This window comes from Pseudoalteromonas sp. PAR1, from assembly GCF_947311895.1.
Classification (GTDB): domain Bacteria; phylum Pseudomonadota; class Gammaproteobacteria; order Enterobacterales; family Alteromonadaceae; genus Pseudoalteromonas; species Pseudoalteromonas lipolytica_C.
The window spans coordinates 110,680-129,237 of sequence record NZ_CAMZMY010000002.1; the positions used below are offsets into that span (position 1 = coordinate 110,680).

Genomic DNA, 18,558 nt, shown 5'->3' on the forward strand with positions numbered 1-18,558 from the left:
GTACAGCCTCAACTAAAATTCTAATTGAACTGCATCACTTTGATTACCTAATCTGTCAACGGCTATTACTTTAATTGTTGTTAATGCTTGTTGCTCTTTTTCTGTAGCAACTTTGAGCGTATGTTTATTGTTTGCATAAAGCTGATAATGCCAATCGTCACCGTATTTAAAATACACCAAGCTCTGCGTTACTTGTGGTTCATTTGCATGCTGCCAAGATAGCTCAATGTAATTTGCTGAACGTTCATATGAAACTTTAAATGGCTCAACCGCTGGCATGTCTATCCAAGGGGTTTGCGGTATTAATGCTTGGTGCTGAAACACGCCTTTTGCTAATGCATCACTCATTAATCGACTACCGTCAAGCGCCGCAACATTCCAAAAAACAGTCCCTGGCGATGCTAAAAATCCTCGGTTAATCATGATCTGATTAACCACTTCATCGACACCCGCTGTATCAAACGACCGAAGTGCGTTAATACCCGGCCATAAATGACGTTGTTTGGTGTTTTGTGTTTGCCACCAATTTACCAACAGTGGATAACTTTGCGCGTACTGGTTTATTGGCCAGTACAATTGTGGAGTTAAGTAATCAAGCCACCCCTCGATTAGCCATAACTTAGCATCCGCATAGAGCTTCTCGTACTGATCCATGCCACGAATTGAGTCTGGATTATTGGGTCTGTAGATACCAAATGGGCTAATGCCAACTAACACATGGGGTTTAGTTTCTTTAACACGAGCATAAAGGCGTTGAACAAATTGATTGACCGCTTCTCTACGCCAATCTGCAACTGTTAACTCGCCGCCCGCTTTTACATAAGCCTGATATTGTAATGCGTCAGGGAAATCTTCGCCTTCATTATAAGAAGGGTAAGGATAAAAGTAGTCATCGTAGTGAATACCATCTAAATCGTAATTTTTAACAAGTTCCGTTAATGTATTTAAGGTGTGAGCAACCACATCTTGATCGGTTGGTAAAAACCAATAAGTACTATTTTTTAGTTTTACCACTTGGTCTGGCATACGTGTGACCACAGAGTGTTCAGACACAGGACCACCATCAGGATGATGGGCTCGATAAGGGTTGAACCACGCATGTATCTTTAGGCCACGCTTATGTGCTTGCTCAATCCAAAACTGTAGTGGGTCATAAAATGGTGCTGGAGCTCTGCCCTGCTCGCCAGTTAAATAATAAGACCAAGGCTCACGACTACTCTGATAGAAGCTATCTGCTTGCGGGCGTACCTGAAAAATCACAGTATTAAAGTTATGCTGTTGTAATTTATCGAGAATTTGAATCGCTTGCCGTTTTTGCTCTGTAACAGCTAACCCAGGCTCAGTTGGCCAGTTAATGTTTGCTACTGTGGCAACCCAAGCAGCACGAAACTCCCTTGCGACCTGTGGTTGGTAAATCGTACCAAGCAGTTGTTTTTCAGTATACGTTGTTTCATTTTTTGACAATAAACTACACGCACTTAAAACCAAGCACATGCTCAATAGCGATAAAATTTTTAAATACATGATCAACCTCATAAAAAAGGCACAGCAATCATGTTGCTGTGCCTTTAATTTCACTAAACTAAAATGAGTATTAGAACTTCATTTGTGCGCCAATCAAGAAGCGACGACCATAATCATGAATTGCTAATGGACGATTAGCATCTGGCATACCAGTGCTATTACCTGAAGTCGCTTTTTGCTCTTCATTTGTTAAGTTAATAGCTTGGAAAATAAGATTAAAATCTTCAGAAATGTTATAGCTAACATTTAAATCATATTGACCAAAACCATCCTTATACTGGTTTAAGCCAAGGTAATTAGTATAAAAATATTCTGAACGATATGTATAAGAAACACGGGCACTGAAAGCAGTGTTTTCATAATAAACCGTCGCATTAAAAGTATCTTCTGAGTTGTTTGGCAACACAGCTTCTTCACCTGCGGCTTTTTGCTCCGGTGTTTGCTCTAGTTCAGCATCTGAATATGTATAGTTGGTTTGAATACCAAAACCATACATAAGCTTTTGAGTGTAGTTCACTTCAAAGCCCGAATTCTCACCACCTAGGCCATTTTGAGGCTGAGTCACTAAGAAATCACGAACCTCTTCAACGCCGGTATCAGGGTCTGTCCATGTCCACTGCTTTTCAATCGTTGTATTGGTGATATACGAATCAATATCTTTGTAGAAATAAGCTAATGACAATATTGATGACTCATTAAAGTACCACTCAGCTGATAAATCATATTGAGTCGAACGATAAGGTTTTAAGTCTGGATTACCTTGTGAACCTTTACAGCCTGTTGCCGCTGCACAGTAGCCACTTTTACGCGCTGATAAAAAATCGTAGTCAGGGCGAGACATTACTTTAGCCGCAGCAAAGCGAAGCACAACATCATCCGTAAAGTCATAATTAATGTTTACGCTTGGTAAGAAGTCATCGTAGCTATTTGAGCTATATACATCTTGAATATTTTCAGGCGCAAAACTACGTCCTGTGTACTCAACTGAACGAGAGTCAAGCTCTGTTTTAACCGCGCGTACGCCCATATTACCGCGCCACTTATTGTGCTCGAACACGGCTTTGACGTAGCCAGCTGTAACGGTTTCTTCAAGATCGAAGGTGTAGTCAAGGTGCTCATAAGGACCTGATGTTGGGCTAGTAGACGAGATCCAATCTGCATACTGGTTATTATCAAACTGCCATAAAATGCCGTCGCTAGTAGAATCGCTTGCAAACATACCCAAATTAAAGCTCTCACCTGCTGCTGACACTTTTGGATAGTTGGCTTTCATCAAACTGGCAGCTTTTGTATGCTCACGGTACTTTACACCCGCTTTAATTGCAGTGAAAAAACCAGTGTCTAGTAAATATTCAACGTCAAACTGCGCATAAAGCTCCTCAGAGTCATTGAGTATGTCATTTTTATGGTTGTAATCTAAACGGTAATCTTGTGGGCTTAAATCTGCCGATAAAGTCACATCTGGCGTACCATTTTCTAACGTAAATGACGCATTTGTATTGGCATAGTACTCTGAATAAACATCACTCACCTCACCGTCAGCTTTACTGTAACCTAGCTGACCTGTAACAGTGTAATCATCTGCTTTGTAAGTCACTTTTAAATCATGAGCTTGAGTCTTAAATTCACCACGGTAGCCCGCATTACCATAATAACCCAAGTTATTGTGTGCTGGTAAATCACCGGCGACAACCGTACCGTCAACGATAACGGGGTTCTCAATGTTAGCAATATTTTGCAGGATAAAACCGCTTGAATACGTGCCATATGATTCATGTTCTGATTTTGAATATAAGTTATTGAAAACAAAATCAAGGTTATCATTTGCAGCGTATTGGAATGTCGCTGTTGCGGTATCTAAATCGCTATCACTTGCGTAGCGGTTGTAACCCACTGCCCCTGGATAAAATTCTGCATTACCATCTTGGTTAGCATCTGTGCTGCGATATCCAAAACGTACTTCTTTACTATCACGCTGCGTTGCTGTTTCTTTGTGCACGAAGCCAACATTAAAACCAAAATCTTGGGCTTCATTTTTCCATGAATATAAACCAGACACGTATGGCTTAGTTTCATCTGCGTTTTCAAAGTGGAATGCTTTTACTGAAAGCGCTGCATAGTTAGCTTCACTATCAAGCGGTTTGCGTGTTTTTACTACAACAGTGCCACCAATTGACCCCTCATCAATGTCAGCTTCAGCAGACTTATAAACCTCGAGAGTATCGACCATTTCTGCTGGTAATAATGAATAATTAAAACCACGCGACGGGCGTGTAATTGATGCTGAAGCCGTTGCAGAAGCCACATTTTGGCCATTTAACAGCGTTATATTTAAATGAGGTGCTGTACCACGAATACTCACTCGGTCGCTTTCACCACCTAAGTCTTTCTCTACTTGCACGCCAGGAATTCGTTGCAATGCATCTGCAACTGTTTGATCAGGAAATTTACCGATATCTTCAGCAGAAACTGCATCAACTACGCTGTTTGAAAAGCGTTTCATATTAATACTTTTCTCAACTGACGCCGCATAGCCGCGGACTTCTATCAGCTCAATATCTTCTTTTGTAACTTTCTTTTTTTCATCTTGTTGATCAGCTGCAAAGGCTGGTGCACATGTTCCAAGTAAAAGAGTTGGGAGCAATGCTTTTTTGATGCAAACAGTTAGCGTGGAGAATTTTTTATTCATGGAAATGTAACCCTATCGTTTTTTAAAAAGTGAGAGATTTTGTGACTACAAACTACATAAATGCTCTTTTGAACAACAATTGGTAACAACTTTATTGTTACATTGCGGCTACAATAGTAGTAATATTTTATAAAATCAAGATATTTTATTCTTTAAATTTTATATATTAACAATATTAAATTCCAAAAAAGAGACAAAAAAACACACCGCAAGCAACCTTGAGATTAAAAAACACTTAAAATCATTAACTTATATTAATGCTTTATAAAATAGGTGTTTTTTAAGAATTGAAGAATTACATTCGCGTGTTTGTTTTGGGGAATTTTTTATTCAAGAACAAAACTAAGAATCAATGGGAATGGGCAATAAAGGTCTATAAAAAAAACGCTGCTAGTGCCTATTACAAGCACATGAAATGTTAAGCACTCTTTGGAAAAATAAAACTCAGCTAACACCAGAAAATTTAATATTGAATAGTTTCTGCCTAATTAAAAAAGAGTGATGAAAACTCACCACTCGCAAACTCATCGAAGTTAAGAAAAGAGGAAATAAAACTAAATGGCCTTAACTTGCCATCGCATTGTCGACGTAATCTTCGACCATATCAGCAAAATCTTGCTCAACAATACCAAGCTCAGTAAAACACGCCTCTTTGATTTTAAACCATTCGCTTGAATACTGTTGGTGACGGGCATAATCCACAGCACTTTCTGCACATTTTAAAATGGCATAGGCCATACGTTGTTGTTCATCATTATTTTGCGCTAAAAAGTGCGTGTTATGATGGTTTAAAATAACGTGACAAAGTGGCTTAGGTAAATGCCAAGAAACAGAGATAAAGTAACCAATCACCGCGTGGTCGCACTGGTAACGTGCTTGTTCAAGGTCTGTAATCGCATGCTCTTTAGCTAGATTTGCTTGTTTAAGTACCTCGACATAATCTGTAAATTTTAATGCCATTGCGGCAATACCCACATTATGAAAAAGCCCTAAAGAATAAAGCTCATCTACTGGCATTAATGACTTATAACTATTACCGAGCAGCACACAAGCATTAGCAACCTCAAGCGACTCATCCCAGAAGCGCTCTAGGCTTATGCAGGCATTGCCTTTAAAATTTTGCTTAAGTAAGGCCATCGTTACCAACCGATTAAGCTGCTCTAACCCCAAAAACATCGCGGCTTGGCGTATATCACTTATAGTGCGTTGCAAGCCAAACACCGGGCTGTTTATAGTTTTTAACAATAAGGCCGACAGGCTAATGTCTCGAGAAATCAAATTGGCTATTTTATCTAAACTTGCATCCGACTTTTGCATTTCATCAGCAATTTGGCTCAATAATTCAGGTTTAGGTGGAATATGAAAACCGCGTTCAAGCGAAACTAGGCGTTGTTCATCTAAGTTGATCATTTGCTCAAGAGCCTCCTTTATTAAGCAACGAGCAATTTAATGGTTTAGATGTGTAAAGTAGCCTAAGAGGTTTACCTTAGTATTGCTTGAGATCAACTAGTTGCGCAGAAAGAGTATTCATTGCGTAAAAAAACGGCATAGTAATACGTCAATTAATATGCCGCCTATTGGCTATTTACTTAGTGAGAAAGTACGCTTAGCCACTCATCAGGGTTTGCTAAAATAAACTCAAATACATCATGGTTATTTAACGTAATACGAATTCCATCAGCTGTAATTGGTAAAATACCCGCGCCTTTACCTGAACACTTATCAATGTTATTGATTTGCGTTCGTGAAAATGTGTATGGACCTAGGCCTAACTCTTTGTTAAATGGCTCAAAAACAATGTCTTGCTCTGTAACTAAAAGCTTCCCATCTGCTTTTGCAACACCTGATTGAATAGTTGCCATTGATTCTTTGACTGTTTGCGCTTGCATATCCTTTACTCCACTTAACAAATGAGTGTTAGCTTACACTCAATTAAACCTTAAAATTCTGTACCAACTTAAGATACAACAAGTACGAAAAAAGTACAGTGCTATTGATTTAAAATATTTTTATAAATAGCTTATTAATCGCTTTAGGTTATTTTCATGTTATTCGTTAAGGCTTTTTATTATTCACATAAAAAGCCATTCTGACTTTAGTCCATTCTTATGTGAACATAAAAAAATGCTGCTATGCTTAAAATAATAATGGGATAGATGCATTAATCTAATGACAAAAGCGCTGCTGCAAACTAAAAAAAAGTTAAAAATGAATGCATCTATCTTGATTGCATTAGTCATATTGCTTACTTTTACTTCTTTATTCTCTTATAAAAATGTCGACTCGCAATGGCATGATTATTCTGAAACAGCAGCAAATGTTTATGTCCTTCACGACAAGCTTATTCAGAAACTAGGTTATGGTGGTTTTATTCATCATTTTAAAAACTTGGTGCTAAGAAAAAACACTGAGCTTTACCTTCCCAAAATTAAAAATGAACTTGCCGCAATAAAAGACTTACTATCCAAACTCAGCGCAATAGAAGAATACGATCAAACAGCGCTTACTGACGTTACAAAAACAGTTAGTGAGTATGAAGCTAAACTCAACATTGCAATAAAAATGATTGCTGAAGGCGCTACAAGTGAGCAAATCGATTTAGTGGCTAAAGTGGATGATGCTGCGGCCTTAAAGGCTCTTTCAGAATTCGAAACATACATAAGTACGATACTAAAAGACAAAAGCCTTGCTATCAATAACAACTTTCAACTCGCTTATATCGTACACATTTTAACCATAATCTTGCTTGCCAGCATATTGCTTGTTTACTTTAGAAAGCTTTCAAACTCTTATAAACAACAGATTGAACTCACCGAGCGTGCTTTAGAAGGCACACGAATAAAATCAGAGTTTTTAGCTAACATGAGTCATGAAATCCGCACCCCTTTAAACGGTATTATGGGGCTATTACAAATCTTGCAGCCAAACATTCAAAAACCGAACAATATAGAAGTTGTTGCTAAGGCGCTGTTTTCTTGTCGATCACTACTTACCATCATCAACGATATTTTAGACTTTTCTAAAATGGAGGCGAACGAGCTATCAGTTGAACGAATAGACTTCTCTCTCTCGCGGGTCGTTGAGTCAATTAATTCTGATTTTTTGCCTGTCTGTAATGAAAAATCTATCTATTTAAAAATTGAAGTTAGTGATGATATAGAGGATTTATGGGTTGGCGATCCGGTACGCATAAGACAAATACTGTTAAACCTAGTATCTAATGCAGTTAAATTCACTGAACAAGGAGGTGTAAAAGTTATTGTCAAAAAAGCTGCTCAGCGCGAGGGAATAGAATTAGATGTTATCGACACGGGTATTGGCATGAGCAAAGAAGGACTGTCTCATCTTTTCAATCGATTTCAGCAAGCCGATAACAGCATTACCAGGCGCTTTGGAGGTACAGGTCTTGGCATGTCGATTACAGTTAATTTAATAAACCGCATGGGTGGTAGTATTGATGTAAAAAGTGAACTTGGTAAGGGCACCCGTTTTACAGTGTATTTACCACTTAAGCTATCTCAAAAAGCTCATATTGATGAAACAATTACTCACATTAAAGTACCTGACTTAACAAATCAGACGGTATTAATAGCAGAGGATAACCCTTTAAACACCATGATTATTAAATCAATGCTAGGAGAAACCAATGCTGAACTACACTTCGCACAAGATGGTAAACAAGCTATAGAGTTATTTAATAAGCTCAATCCTAGGCTAGTACTTATGGACATACAAATGCCAAATATGGGGGGCATTGAAGCGTGTGCTCATATACGAAGAGTTAACGAAGCAGTTCCTATTATCGCTCTTACTGCCAATGTAATGAAAGAAAATATTATCGAGTATATGAACTGCGGCTTTAACGGTCACGTTGGTAAGCCTATTGAAAAACACCTGCTGTTTAACACGATTAATGATGTACTCGAAATTAACCAAAATGAAGGCTTAGATTAAAGTTTTCATCAAAATTCACAGCTTATTTTGCTATTTCAATAAGCTATAGATTTTCAAAAAATGACAAATGAACAGCCCACTCCAAAACACTTATTTAACCTTTATATAACGATTGACTTACAAAAAAAGATCGCCCATAGTCATTAATCATCGGTACACATTGAACCTAATTATAAAACCAATTAGTAGCAACCGCTGCTATCAAAATTAAAATGTGGAGGGGTGCGTTATGAACCGTAAGTCTAAACTAATATACCGTATTATGTTGGCCTCTAAGTTTCATAGCCGTGACAAAGCGATTTCACTTGATAAGCTAAAACAAGGCTGTTGTTTAAGTGAGTCCGAATTGCTAACCGTTTTAAAAGAGCTTGAAATCAACCAACTCATTAGCTGGGATCCCAGCAAATCAACTTTTCAACTATCCGCTTAAAAGCGGGCCAAGCCACTGACTATTTGGTTGTTAGCAGTGGCTTTTGTTCAACACATTTATTTAATCATTTAAGTACTTTATTAGTTGCTTACTCTCAGCGAATAGCAATAATCAACTTAATCGATTATGTAAACACAAAGTGAATACGTATGCACTTTATTGTTGCAGCTAAACGCGAAGGCTATAGTAAGGACACCTGCTGATTTTTCAATCAGCATATAAAACTAGACAACAAGACCTTAAAATGACTCATATTACAAAAAAGTGCTTATTTATATTCATACTTTGTTTACTCGCTTCGGCGTGTACTCAAACAACAAATAGTGCCTACCAACCAAAACCCTATGTAAAGATAACGCATCCGGCATGGTCAAAAAATGCAGTGATGTATCAGCTAAATACTCGCCAGTTTACTAAAGAAGGCACTTTTAATGCCGCACAGCAACAACTGCCGCGCTTAAAGAAATTAGGTGTCGATGTTATTTGGTTAATGCCAATTCACCCTATTGGTGAAGAAAATCGCAAAGGCAGTTTAGGCAGCCCCTACTCAGTAAAAGACTACCGAAAAGTAAACCCTGAATTTGGCACACTAGATGATCTTAAAGCCTTTGTGAATAAAGCACATGACATGGGCATGTACGTTATTTTAGATTGGGTAGCAAACCACAGCGCATGGGATAACTGGCTTAGATATGAACACCCCGATTGGTACGATAGAGATTATCAAGGCCAATTTAGACCGACGCCTTGGTGGGATTGGTCTGACATTATCGACTTTGATTATTCAAAACCAGCGCTTCGTGAGTACATGACAGAGTCGATGAAATACTGGGTAAAAGAAGTCGGTATTGATGGCTATCGTTGTGATGTAGCAGGCTTTGTACCCGTAGACTTTTGGAACAATGTACGCCGTGAGCTTGATGACATAAAGCCTGTTTTAATGCTTGCTGAATGGGAATCGCGCGATTTACATGCCGAAGCCTTTGACATGACATACGCTTGGTCATGGTCTGAACACATGCGCAAAATTGTAAATGGTCATGCAGATGTCAGCGCCCTATTTATTTATTATTCATGGAATGAAAGCGCATTCCCAGCTGAAGCTTACCGCCTTGTAGGTGTTGCCAACCATGACACCAATGCTTGGGAAGGTACCATGTTTGAACATTACGGTGAGGCGCTTGAATCTGTCATTGCGCTGTCTGTAGTTGGCGAAGGCTTCCCGATGATTTACAACGGCCAAGAAGCAGGCAACGATAAACGACTCGAATTTTTCGAACGTGACCCTATAAAATGGCAAAAGCACCCTATTGGTGACTTGTATCAGTCACTGTTTGAACTCAAACATAATAATGAAGCACTATGGAATGGCCAATTTGGTGGACGCATGGTACATGTACCAAACACTGCACCAAAAACAGTACTTAGCTTTGTTCGCGCAAAAGGCAACGATAAAGTATTTGCCGTATTTAATTTCTCGAAAGAACCAAAAACAGTCAGTTTTGAGGAACCATTATATTTAGGTAAGTACACTGATGCTTTTTCAAAACAGCTAATAGAATTTACTGAAACAACAGAACTCACAATTCCGGCGTGGGGATTTAGAGTGTTTGTGAAATAGTTTTAAGAGCCTAGCTTCTAGGTTCTAGGTTCTAGGTTCTAGGTTCTAGGTTCTAGGTTTTAGGTTCTAGGTTCTAAAGTAAATTGTAAGAAAGAAGGCATCATTCATACCAGCTAATAAATCGGTGTAATTTAATAGAAAATTAAAGCGGGTATCGAAAGCGTGTTTAAAAAAGAGATAAGTATAAAGAAAGTCACCCAAAGAAGATTTTGGGTGGCAGTCTTACCAGCCACATCTCGGCACACACGTCACACGCTGTGGCTGCTCCCTTCCGGGCCTGACCAGATTCACCTGCTAGTGTTGCGAGAGGACCAATAAGACTACCATTGAGAGCCTCGTTCGGCGCGGGAGGGATTATCTCTAGTTTTAGCCTGTTATTCAAGGGGTATTCGAAAAAGAAAGTGCGATTGCATGCTTAGTATACAATCGCACAGTAAATAAGTGATTTTCGTTAATTACTTTTCAAGCTCAGCTTTAATGTTGCGCAGAGCTGCTTTTACTTTTTTCATGTTCTCTGGACCCATACGCAGCAATTGTTTTTGCGCATCAGGTAAATTTTCCCACTCAGAATAAGCATATTGATAAGTAACTGAGTTACGTACTAACGGCATTTCACCTTTTGGTTCTGGAGTATCAAGCAGAACGTCAATCGCCTCTTCTAGCGTGCCAGTGAATGCATCACCTTCGTAGCCAATTTCAGCATAAGCTTCGTTAATCAGTGGCTTGTATTCGTCATACATACGTATAACTTGTGCAGCACTTAAACTAGTAAATAGTTTTACGTAAGGCGTGTAACGCTCATAGCTATTTGGATCGATTGTTAAAATATCCCCTTCAATCACTTTAAATGACTCTTTAGGGCGCTCAACAGGCGCATGGCTCAATGCCACTTTACCTTTGGCGATATTATCAACATACACAACACCGCGACGAATAAGGTCATCGGTCACCATTAAGCTCATCACTTGATCGCTTAATAACTCATCCATACGTGCTACAACCACTTCATCGCTTTCATTGAGCGTAGGCAATGGCTCTACCTCTGGTAGTGGCTCTGGGGTTCGCTCTGGGGCCGTTTCAACCACGACTGGCTCTGGTTCTGGCTCTGAGGTTTCAGGTTCAGGCTCAGGGTTTTGATACTCAACCACAGGCACTTCTTCAGTGACAATGTCTTCAACAACTTGCACTGGCTGCTCTTCTGGTTTCAATAAAATAAACGCCGCAACACCGGCGATAATAATTAATATAACAACCGCAAAAATAAGATTATTATTTGATGAACCTGATTTAACTGTAGGCTCTGACGAATGCTCAGACATACACACTCCCTTTAAAAACAAACAAAAAGACGAAAATTAACGTAACTCGCGAGCTAAACTTTGCTTCTTCTAGCTTAAAGACTTACAGTTGATAAATAAAGTAAAGACGCACAACTAGTTAAATGCAAATATGGGTACTAAGTTAAAAAAAACACAGCATTCAAAAGTCGCCTTACTACTTACAGGTGGTGGTGCTCGTGCTGCTTATCAAGTGGGCGTGCTAAAAGCAGTTACTCAAAGCATGCCGCGTACTGCCCCTTTACCGTTTACTATAATTAATGGGACATCAGCAGGCGCAATTAATTCCGCTGCATTAGCATGTTATGCTTCTTGTGCTCATTTAGCGAGCAAAAAACTAGAATGGGTATGGAAGAACTTTTCTACTTCACAAGTTTATAAAAGCGACTTTATCAGTGTTTTTCTGCATATTCTGCGCAATATGCTAACAAGCTTCCAGTCAGAGCATATAAACCACCCACCAGCGAGCTTATTGAATAACAAGCCGCTGAGAAAACTGCTCAATGAAATACTCGATTTATCACGTATTGAGCGAAATCTGCATAAAAATTATTTAGATGCTGTGTCTATTACTGCTTCTAGTTATACCACGGGTGACTCTGTGGCGTTTTTTCAGTCGCTTACTCAAAAGCCTTGGCGCCGAGCAAAGCGCGAGGGACAAGCAACACGTATAAATGTAGAGCATTTAATGGCATCAAGTGCCATTCCTATGGTTTTTCCAAGTGTGAATGTACATAACCATTATTTTGGTGATGGCTCAATCCACCAGCTATCGCCCTTGAGCCCTTCTGTGCATTTAGGCGCTGAGAAAATTTTTATCATTGGTGTAGACGAACCAAAAGCACCACATCCTCCGGGCTATCAACCACATTACCCAGGACTTTCAAATATTGCGGGTCACTTACTCGACAGTGTATTTACCGATACCTTGCAGTCTGATTTAGAGCGTTTACAACGTATCAACCGAACCTTGAGCCTGTTACCTGCTCGCGACAAACATCAAGAATTAAAGCAAATCGAAACCTGTGTGATTAACCCCTCACAGAACTTTAATGTGATTGCCGCACAGTTTTATGACGATATGCCAATGGCGATTAAAGTGTTATTACGTCTTATCGGGGTAAAAAAACGCTCGCAATCAAGCTTAACCAGCTACTTATTGTTTGAGAAGCGTTACACACAAAAGCTCATCGAGATTGGCTACCAAGATGGCCTTAATAAACTCCCTGAAATTCGTAAATTCTTAGAGCTGGATTAGCTACTCCAAACCATCCAGCAAAAACCGCTCTACTCGCTCTACTCGGCGTGGTTTACCTTGTAGCACTAAAATGTCGCCAGCCAGTAAAATAGTTTGCGATGATGGAGCGTCAATTTCACGGTCTTGCCTACGAAGTGCCCTTACAGATACACGGCGCTGTTCAAGTTTTAATTCGCTGATTTTTTGGTTCACAGCATAAGCTCGCTCGGGTAAAGCAATAACATGCAAATATTCTAAGCGGTCTGAACTTGCTTCTTCTCCATCGAGCTTGTCGCCGGTAAAAAAGCCATTTAAAAATTGGTAGCGGTTACGACGTTCTTTACTTACTCTGCGGATAATGCGAGTCATAGGCACTCCCGACATATAAAGAACATGAGAAACTAGCATCAAGCTTGCCTCAAGGGTTTCGGGCACCACTTCTGTCACACCCAGTTCTTTTAGTGTTTCGAGCTCACTATCATCACGCATACGCACAAGAATCTTGACCTTGGGAGCGATTTGCTTGATGGCATCAACCACTATTTGTGTTTGCTCAAAGTCGGTAAAGGTAATGATCACTAGCCTTGCTCGCTCTACCCCAGCTGACTTTAAAATATCTTTTTGATTTACATGACCAAATATAACAGGCTCGCCAGCGGCTTTTGCTTCTTGCAATAAGATTGGATTACTCTCTACTGCTACGTACTCAATTGCCTCGGGCTTTAAAAACCGCGCGATGGTTTGTCCAACCCGTGAAAACCCACAGATCACAACATGGTTATGGTACAACGGACTACTCGCAGCGGGTTGCTGCCAATGTTGCCCGGTTTGACTTAAAAGGCCGAGTTTTTTAATAATTAACGGTGTTTTTTCGATAAGATAAGGCGTGAGTGCCATCGATAGCACCCCTACTGCAATTAAAAACGATGCTTGCTCTGCACTGATTAAAAGGTGCTGCGAAGCAAGGGCAATAAGTACAAAACCAAACTCCCCCATTTGCCAAAGCATGATCCCCGCAGAAACAGCATCTTGCTTACGCTCACCCATTACTTGAGCAGCAATCGATAACACCGCTATTTTAAAGAGCAACAAGCCAACCAGTACAGTGATGATCCAATACCAACTACTAAGCACATAAAGTACATCAAGCTGCATACCGACTGTGACAAAGAACAGCCCCATTAAAATATCGCGAAATGGCCGAATATCCGCCTCTAGCTGGTGACGGTAATGACTTTCTCCTAACATCATCCCTGCTAAAAAAGCGCCTAATGCCATTGATAGGCCAAACAAGTATGTAAGCCCAGCTGCGAATAATGCAACCAATAGCGTGGTTAACATAAATAGCTCATCGGTTCTCACTAATGCGATTTCGCTAAATACCTTGGGGAGTATCCACTTACCTATAGCAAAGAGTAAAACACAAACCAATGCGCCTTTAGTGAGTGCAAACGCCAATGCGCCTACAATTTCCTCTGAGCCGCTTTGTGCTAGCAGTGGATAAACAATAAGTAATGGCACAACCGCGATGTCTTGGAATAGCAATACGCCAATGGCAAGTTGGCCTCGTCGTTGGTTAAGCTCTCCAGATTCTTTAAGTAGCTTTACAACCACTGCGGTTGAAGATAGCGCCATTAAGCTGGCAATGGTAAAACTATTTAGTAAGCTGTAATCAAGCAGCAACAAAATCAGCATAAACACAATGCTGGTGACAACCACTTGTAATGAGCCAAGGCCGAATACGATATTACGCATAGCCCTTAAACGGGGTAACGAAAACTCTAGACCTAAACTAAATAATAAAAACACAATACCTAGCTCAGCCACAAAGTGCATTTCATGGCTTTGCGCCATCCAGCCAATACCGTGACTCCCCGCCAACACCCCAGTTGCCAGGTACGCAAGAATAGGTGGTAAGCCAATTCGTTTGAAGAACCAAACAAATAATACGGCAGCAACTAGCAAGCCAAACACTTGAATCAGCACATTTTGCAAGCAATAAACTCCCTTCTACTTGATGATAAAGCTGTAGCCTTCTTTAACTATAGCAACCATTTGTTTTTCAGCCAGTTTAAAAAAGTGGCACAAATCTCGCTAAGTAGGAGTAACTAAACACTCCGGGGGGAGAATTTTAATGGAAAATGTCCATATTTTGACGCAGCGAGTGTCTGCGCGAGGCGAATTTCTGCCGTTTTCGGCAGAGCATTACCGAATAAATGAAACAAATAATCCACATGACTTAATTGCTAAGCTGCAAACCACACTTTCAATTGAGAATATACTGACGATTTTTGCTAATCATGCAAAACAACTGATTAATTTATCGGGATTACAGTTCCAGTCTTCACTCGGCGTGTCTCAGAGTGCAGGGAGTGATACATCTCAAACGCCTTACTCTTTTGATTTAGATATCGAAAGTGAGCGTTTAGGGCAATTAATTTACTTTAGCCAATTCCCAATGGGTAAAGGCATAGAAGCTAAATTAGAACAGTTACACAGTGCGCTGGTTTATCCACTTCGTAATGCCATTATGTATAACCGCGTATTACGTTTGGCAACGAAAGATGCCCTAACAGGCTTAAATAACCGAAGTCAATTTAATGACAGTTTGGCGCAAAAGCTTGAACGTTGTCGTCGCCAAAACCGACCATTTAGCCTAATGTTGCTTGATTTAGATAATTTCAAACAAGTGAACGATAGTTTCGGTCATAAAATTGGTGATGATGTTTTACAAGAGTTCTCAGAAGTACTATGCAGTAGTGTTAGAGGAACAGACTCAATTTTTCGCTTTGGTGGCGACGAGTTTGCACTATTAATTGACGACCCAGAATTCACAACTAACAAAGTAGTTGCAGAACGAATTATGCGGCTGGTGAAAAAGTCTAACTTGATGACACAATACCGCGTAACTTCAAGTATTGGTTATACTTTAGCAACTAACCAAGATTGCGAAAATGATGTATTTGCCCGTGCAGATAAAGGTCTGTACAAAGCTAAAGCAGCAGGAAGAAACTGCGCCAGAGCTTTTTAATTAACAGAAAGCCTAGCATCCCCCGCTAGGCTTTTTTAACTTTAAACTTATAGCAAAGTAATACCAGCCAAAAGCCAGCAAAAAAGCCGCTTAACAAGTAGAGCAATGCAGCCATGGTGGTAAGGGGTGATACCATCACTAAGGCCAATGGCGTAAGTACGCCTAAAATAAAGAATATACCACCTTTACCTGACCAATATCCTAGTAGCAATACTGAACACAACAGGCCGCCAGCTAAGGCATAAAGTAGTGTCAGTAAGCTCAAGTCTGTATAAACAAAACCAGCAATAACAGCAACTAACAGTGACAACACCAAACCTAGTGGTGCCTTATTAACTAGTGATAAACCAACATGTGGTTGTTCACTCATAGAATATCTCCCAAAAAATTCCTTCATCAACACTGTGCTCAGCGCTAGTGAAATAGCCCACTACTTGCACGAGTTGATCGTTATAAAAAATAAGTGGTGTTTGCGCACGTAACCAAGGGGCCACTTTGGCATCTTTAAACCAATGTTTTAAGGTGTTTGAGCCAGGCTTTTTTAAGGGTTTTATACGTGCTTGCGGCTTATTAAATTCAACGCTTACTTGCTCATTTTTTAAAGGCTTTCTGATGCCCTTCCCCTGCTTAACGATAAGTTTACGGCCATCAGTGAGCTCTATAGGCTGTAAGTTAATATCCATTGCCTGTGGTATTGCCTGCTCAGTCACAAAGTACCAATGTTGCTGATGACGACGAACATCGCCGCTTTGCAAACAAATTTTTAGCTGCGCATCTGCTTGTGCCGTTAAACCTTGCTCAATAATTTGCTGTAGCTGATTTTCTGAAGGTAGTTGATGGGTAAACTGATTTAGCCACGCACGCACAAGATTTGCTTGTCTGGGCTTACTAAACTCCGCAATTGCAACACAGCTTAAACCACCCTGTGAATTTTGGCAATGTGCAAGGTCACTTTGCGTATATTCATCGAGCAGCGATTGCTGTTGTTGTAACAGCCGAATACTGCGCGCTGCACTTTTTTCAAACCCTTGAAAACGATCCATTAAAATAGGCAAAACTTGATGACGTAAAAAATTGCGGTCAAAGCGCTCATCAACATTTGAATCATCAGTGATATGGGTAATGGCAAATTTAATGGCAAACTGTTCAATTTGCTCACGTGTGATATTAATCAGCGGTCTAAAACATACTCGCCCAGACGCTAATAACCGCGTTTGTGGCATTGATGCTAAGCCTTGCAGGCCTGAGCCGCGTTTAAGCCGCAACAAGAAGGTTTCGAGTTGGTCATTTAAGTGCTGACCAAGCAGTATTACACTGCCTGCCACGCAGTTTTCGTCAAGAGCTTGGTATCTTGCCTCTCGCGCTTGTGCCTCGAGTGAAGTGCGCGAGCGCTCTTGGATTTCAACGCGCACCGCTTTAAATGCTACACCGAGCTCTTCACATAGTGACTTACAAAATCCTTGCCACTCATCGGCATACTTACTCAAACCATGATTAACATACACAGCTTCAAGCTTAAGCTCTGGGAGCTGCTTTTGAACTTGGTTCATTAAATGTAACAACACAACAGAGTCAACACCGCCTGATAAGGCAACACTAAAGCAGCTGTGTTCAGCGTTCAGCAACGGCCGTAATTGAGCTAAAAAATGGTGATATAAATCTGATGTTTGCATTAAAAACCAATGAGTATACAAGCGTCTGTGTTATCAGCATTATAAAACAAAAAAAGCCGCAAAAGCGGCTTTTTTCAATTTTAAGCAGTGTTTAGCAATAACCAAACGACATTAAACGTTTGTAACGCTGATCAAGCATTTCATCAAGTGAAAGGCCTTGTAATTCAGCTAGGTCGCGTTTAAGTTGGTTTTTAAGATTACGTGCCATCGCATCGTAATTGCGGTGCGCACCACCTAAAGGCTCTTCAATCACATTGTTGATTAAATCAAGCTCTTTAACGCGCGCTGCGGTTACACCCATTGCTTCTGCAGCTAATGGTGCTTTATCTGCGCTTTTCCATAAGATTGATGCACAACCTTCTGGCGAGATCACAGAGTAAGTGCTGTATTGCAACATGTTAACGCGGTCACCCACACCAATTGCAAGTGCACCACCTGAACCACCTTCACCAATTACAGTACAGATCGTTGGTACTTTTAACGCAGCCATTACTTTAAGATTGCGTGCGATAGCCTCACTTTGACCACGCTCTTCAGCACCAACACCTGGGTATGCCCCTGGTGTGTCGATAAATGTCATAATTGGCATTTTAAAGCGCTCAGCCATTTCCATTAAGCGTAATGCTTTACGGTAACCTTCTGGCTTTGGCATACCAAAGTTGCGTTTGATTTTTTCAGCCGTGTCACGACCTTTTTGTTGGCCGATAACCATTACAGGTTGACCTTCAAAACGTGCAATACCACCTAATATAGCTGGGTCGTTAGCGAAGGTACGGTCGCCTGCTAGTTCGTCAAATTCCGTGAAAATGCGCTCGATGTAATCACGAGTATAAGGACGCAACGGATGACGGGCTAACTGAGAAACCTGCCAAGCACCTAATTCAGAGAAAATTTTCTCTTTCATTTCAGCACTTTTTTCTTTTAATCGACTGACTTCCTCTTCTAATCCAAGGTCTAATTCGCCAGCGCGGCTTACATTTTGTAATTCTTCAATTTTTGCTTCTAATTCTGCGATTGGAAGCTCAAAATCAAGATAATTGAGGCTCATGCTCTAAACTACCT

The 18,558-nt window shown here is 40.3% G+C and carries 14 protein-coding genes and 1 other RNA gene; 5 read left to right on the top strand and 10 right to left on the bottom strand.

What is annotated here, in order from left to right; genetic code table 11:
- Nucleotides 1-12 precede the first annotated feature (12 nt).
- The 4 genes from QL229_RS02000 to QL229_RS02015 all read right to left on the bottom strand — a co-directional run bounded on the left by QL229_RS02000 (nt 13) and on the right by QL229_RS02015 (nt 6,102).
- Nucleotides 13-1,524: a family 10 glycosylhydrolase gene (locus tag QL229_RS02000; RefSeq protein ID WP_138556994.1), complete on the bottom strand. Its 1,512-nt coding sequence runs from the start codon at nt 1,522-1,524 to the stop codon at nt 13-15.
- Nucleotides 1,525-1,594: 70 nt separating this feature from the next.
- Entirely contained in the window at nt 1,595-4,213 is a 2,619-nt protein-coding gene (locus QL229_RS02005) for a TonB-dependent receptor (RefSeq protein WP_138556995.1), read from the bottom strand.
- Nucleotides 4,214-4,777: 564 nt separating this feature from the next.
- Nucleotides 4,778-5,623 carry an HDOD domain-containing protein gene (locus QL229_RS02010; RefSeq protein ID WP_138556996.1) on the bottom strand — a complete coding sequence of 282 codons (846 nt, stop codon included), beginning with the start codon at nt 5,621-5,623 and terminating at the stop codon, nt 4,778-4,780.
- Between the two features lie 179 nt (nt 5,624-5,802).
- Nucleotides 5,803-6,102, bottom strand: a complete 300-nt coding sequence (locus QL229_RS02015; protein ID WP_138556997.1) for a hypothetical protein — start codon at nt 6,100-6,102, stop codon at nt 5,803-5,805.
- Between the two features lie 280 nt (nt 6,103-6,382).
- Between QL229_RS02015 and QL229_RS02020 the strand changes: the two genes are divergently transcribed.
- The 3 genes from QL229_RS02020 (at nt 6,383) to QL229_RS02030 (ending at nt 10,218) form a co-directional block, all read left to right on the top strand.
- Nucleotides 6,383-8,167 (top strand): ATP-binding protein, encoded by a 1,785-nt coding sequence (locus tag QL229_RS02020; protein ID WP_281546444.1) that lies wholly within the window; start codon nt 6,383-6,385, stop codon nt 8,165-8,167.
- 229 nt (nt 8,168-8,396) lie between these two features.
- Nucleotides 8,397-8,597: a hypothetical protein gene (locus QL229_RS02025; RefSeq protein WP_135924033.1), complete on the top strand. Its 201-nt coding sequence runs from the start codon at nt 8,397-8,399 to the stop codon at nt 8,595-8,597.
- Nucleotides 8,598-8,841: 244 nt separating this feature from the next.
- Nucleotides 8,842-10,218, top strand: a complete 1,377-nt coding sequence (locus QL229_RS02030) for an alpha-amylase family glycosyl hydrolase (RefSeq protein ID WP_138556999.1) — start codon at nt 8,842-8,844, stop codon at nt 10,216-10,218.
- A 220-nt stretch (nt 10,219-10,438) separates the two neighbouring features.
- On the opposite strand, the gene ffs is transcribed toward QL229_RS02030, so the two are convergent.
- Together ffs and QL229_RS02040 are read right to left on the bottom strand one after the other, a co-directional pair.
- Nucleotides 10,439-10,535, bottom strand: an RNA gene (ffs, locus tag QL229_RS02035) — signal recognition particle sRNA small type.
- 138 nt (nt 10,536-10,673) lie between these two features.
- A complete protein-coding gene (locus tag QL229_RS02040; protein WP_138558140.1) occupies nt 10,674-11,537 on the bottom strand; it encodes a DUF3014 domain-containing protein in 864 nt (287 codons plus the stop codon).
- Nucleotides 11,538-11,667: 130 nt separating this feature from the next.
- Here QL229_RS02040 and QL229_RS02045 point away from each other — a divergent pair, with 130 nt between their 5' ends.
- Nucleotides 11,668-12,813: a patatin-like phospholipase family protein gene (locus QL229_RS02045; protein WP_135924030.1), complete on the top strand. Its 1,146-nt coding sequence runs from the start codon at nt 11,668-11,670 to the stop codon at nt 12,811-12,813.
- Here QL229_RS02045 and QL229_RS02050 read toward each other — a convergent pair whose 3' ends face one another.
- Nucleotides 12,814-14,787 (bottom strand): monovalent cation:proton antiporter family protein, encoded by a 1,974-nt coding sequence (locus QL229_RS02050; protein WP_135924029.1) that lies wholly within the window; start codon nt 14,785-14,787, stop codon nt 12,814-12,816.
- Between the two features lie 139 nt (nt 14,788-14,926).
- On the opposite strand from QL229_RS02050, the gene QL229_RS02055 reads away from it, so the two are divergent.
- Complete coding sequence (locus QL229_RS02055; protein WP_135924028.1) at nt 14,927-15,823, top strand: GGDEF domain-containing protein; 897 nt, start codon at nt 14,927-14,929, stop codon at nt 15,821-15,823.
- Between the two features lie 25 nt (nt 15,824-15,848).
- Here QL229_RS02055 and QL229_RS02060 read toward each other — a convergent pair whose 3' ends face one another.
- From QL229_RS02060 to accA, 3 genes are all read right to left on the bottom strand, one after another.
- A complete protein-coding gene (locus QL229_RS02060) occupies nt 15,849-16,193 on the bottom strand; it encodes a hypothetical protein (RefSeq protein ID WP_135924027.1) in 345 nt (114 codons plus the stop codon).
- Nucleotides 16,186-17,496 carry a tRNA lysidine(34) synthetase TilS gene (tilS, locus tag QL229_RS02065; RefSeq protein ID WP_135924026.1) on the bottom strand — a complete coding sequence of 437 codons (1,311 nt, stop codon included), beginning with the start codon at nt 17,494-17,496 and terminating at the stop codon, nt 16,186-16,188. The genes QL229_RS02060 and tilS overlap by 8 nt, the downstream gene beginning before the upstream one ends.
- A gap of 91 nt (nt 17,497-17,587) precedes the next feature.
- A complete protein-coding gene (gene accA, locus QL229_RS02070; protein WP_135924025.1) occupies nt 17,588-18,544 on the bottom strand; it encodes an acetyl-CoA carboxylase carboxyl transferase subunit alpha in 957 nt (318 codons plus the stop codon).
- Between the last annotated feature and the right edge of the window lie 14 nt (nt 18,545-18,558).

Excerpts from the sequence above, each read along its gene's own strand:
- QL229_RS02030 (WP_138556999.1), top strand. The coding sequence starts at position 8,842 with ATGACTCATATTACAAAAAAGTGCTTATTTATATTCATACTTTGTTTA.
- QL229_RS02015 (WP_138556997.1), bottom strand. The coding sequence starts at position 6,102 with ATGCAAGCGCAAACAGTCAAAGAATCAATGGCAACTATTCAATCAGGT.
- QL229_RS02040 (WP_138558140.1), bottom strand. The coding sequence starts at position 11,537 with ATGTCTGAGCATTCGTCAGAGCCTACAGTTAAATCAGGTTCATCAAAT.
- QL229_RS02010 (WP_138556996.1), bottom strand. The coding sequence starts at position 5,623 with ATGATCAACTTAGATGAACAACGCCTAGTTTCGCTTGAACGCGGTTTT.
- QL229_RS02020 (WP_281546444.1), top strand. The coding sequence starts at position 6,383 with ATGACAAAAGCGCTGCTGCAAACTAAAAAAAAGTTAAAAATGAATGCA.
- tilS (WP_135924026.1), bottom strand. The coding sequence starts at position 17,496 with ATGCAAACATCAGATTTATATCACCATTTTTTAGCTCAATTACGGCCG.
- accA (WP_135924025.1), bottom strand. The coding sequence starts at position 18,544 with ATGAGCCTCAATTATCTTGATTTTGAGCTTCCAATCGCAGAATTAGAA.
- QL229_RS02000 (WP_138556994.1), bottom strand. The coding sequence starts at position 1,524 with ATGTATTTAAAAATTTTATCGCTATTGAGCATGTGCTTGGTTTTAAGT.
- QL229_RS02060 (WP_135924027.1), bottom strand. The coding sequence starts at position 16,193 with ATGAGTGAACAACCACATGTTGGTTTATCACTAGTTAATAAGGCACCA.
- QL229_RS02045 (WP_135924030.1), top strand. The coding sequence starts at position 11,668 with ATGGGTACTAAGTTAAAAAAAACACAGCATTCAAAAGTCGCCTTACTA.
- QL229_RS02055 (WP_135924028.1), top strand. The coding sequence starts at position 14,927 with ATGGAAAATGTCCATATTTTGACGCAGCGAGTGTCTGCGCGAGGCGAA.
- QL229_RS02005 (WP_138556995.1), bottom strand. The coding sequence starts at position 4,213 with ATGAATAAAAAATTCTCCACGCTAACTGTTTGCATCAAAAAAGCATTG.
- QL229_RS02025 (WP_135924033.1), top strand. The coding sequence starts at position 8,397 with ATGAACCGTAAGTCTAAACTAATATACCGTATTATGTTGGCCTCTAAG.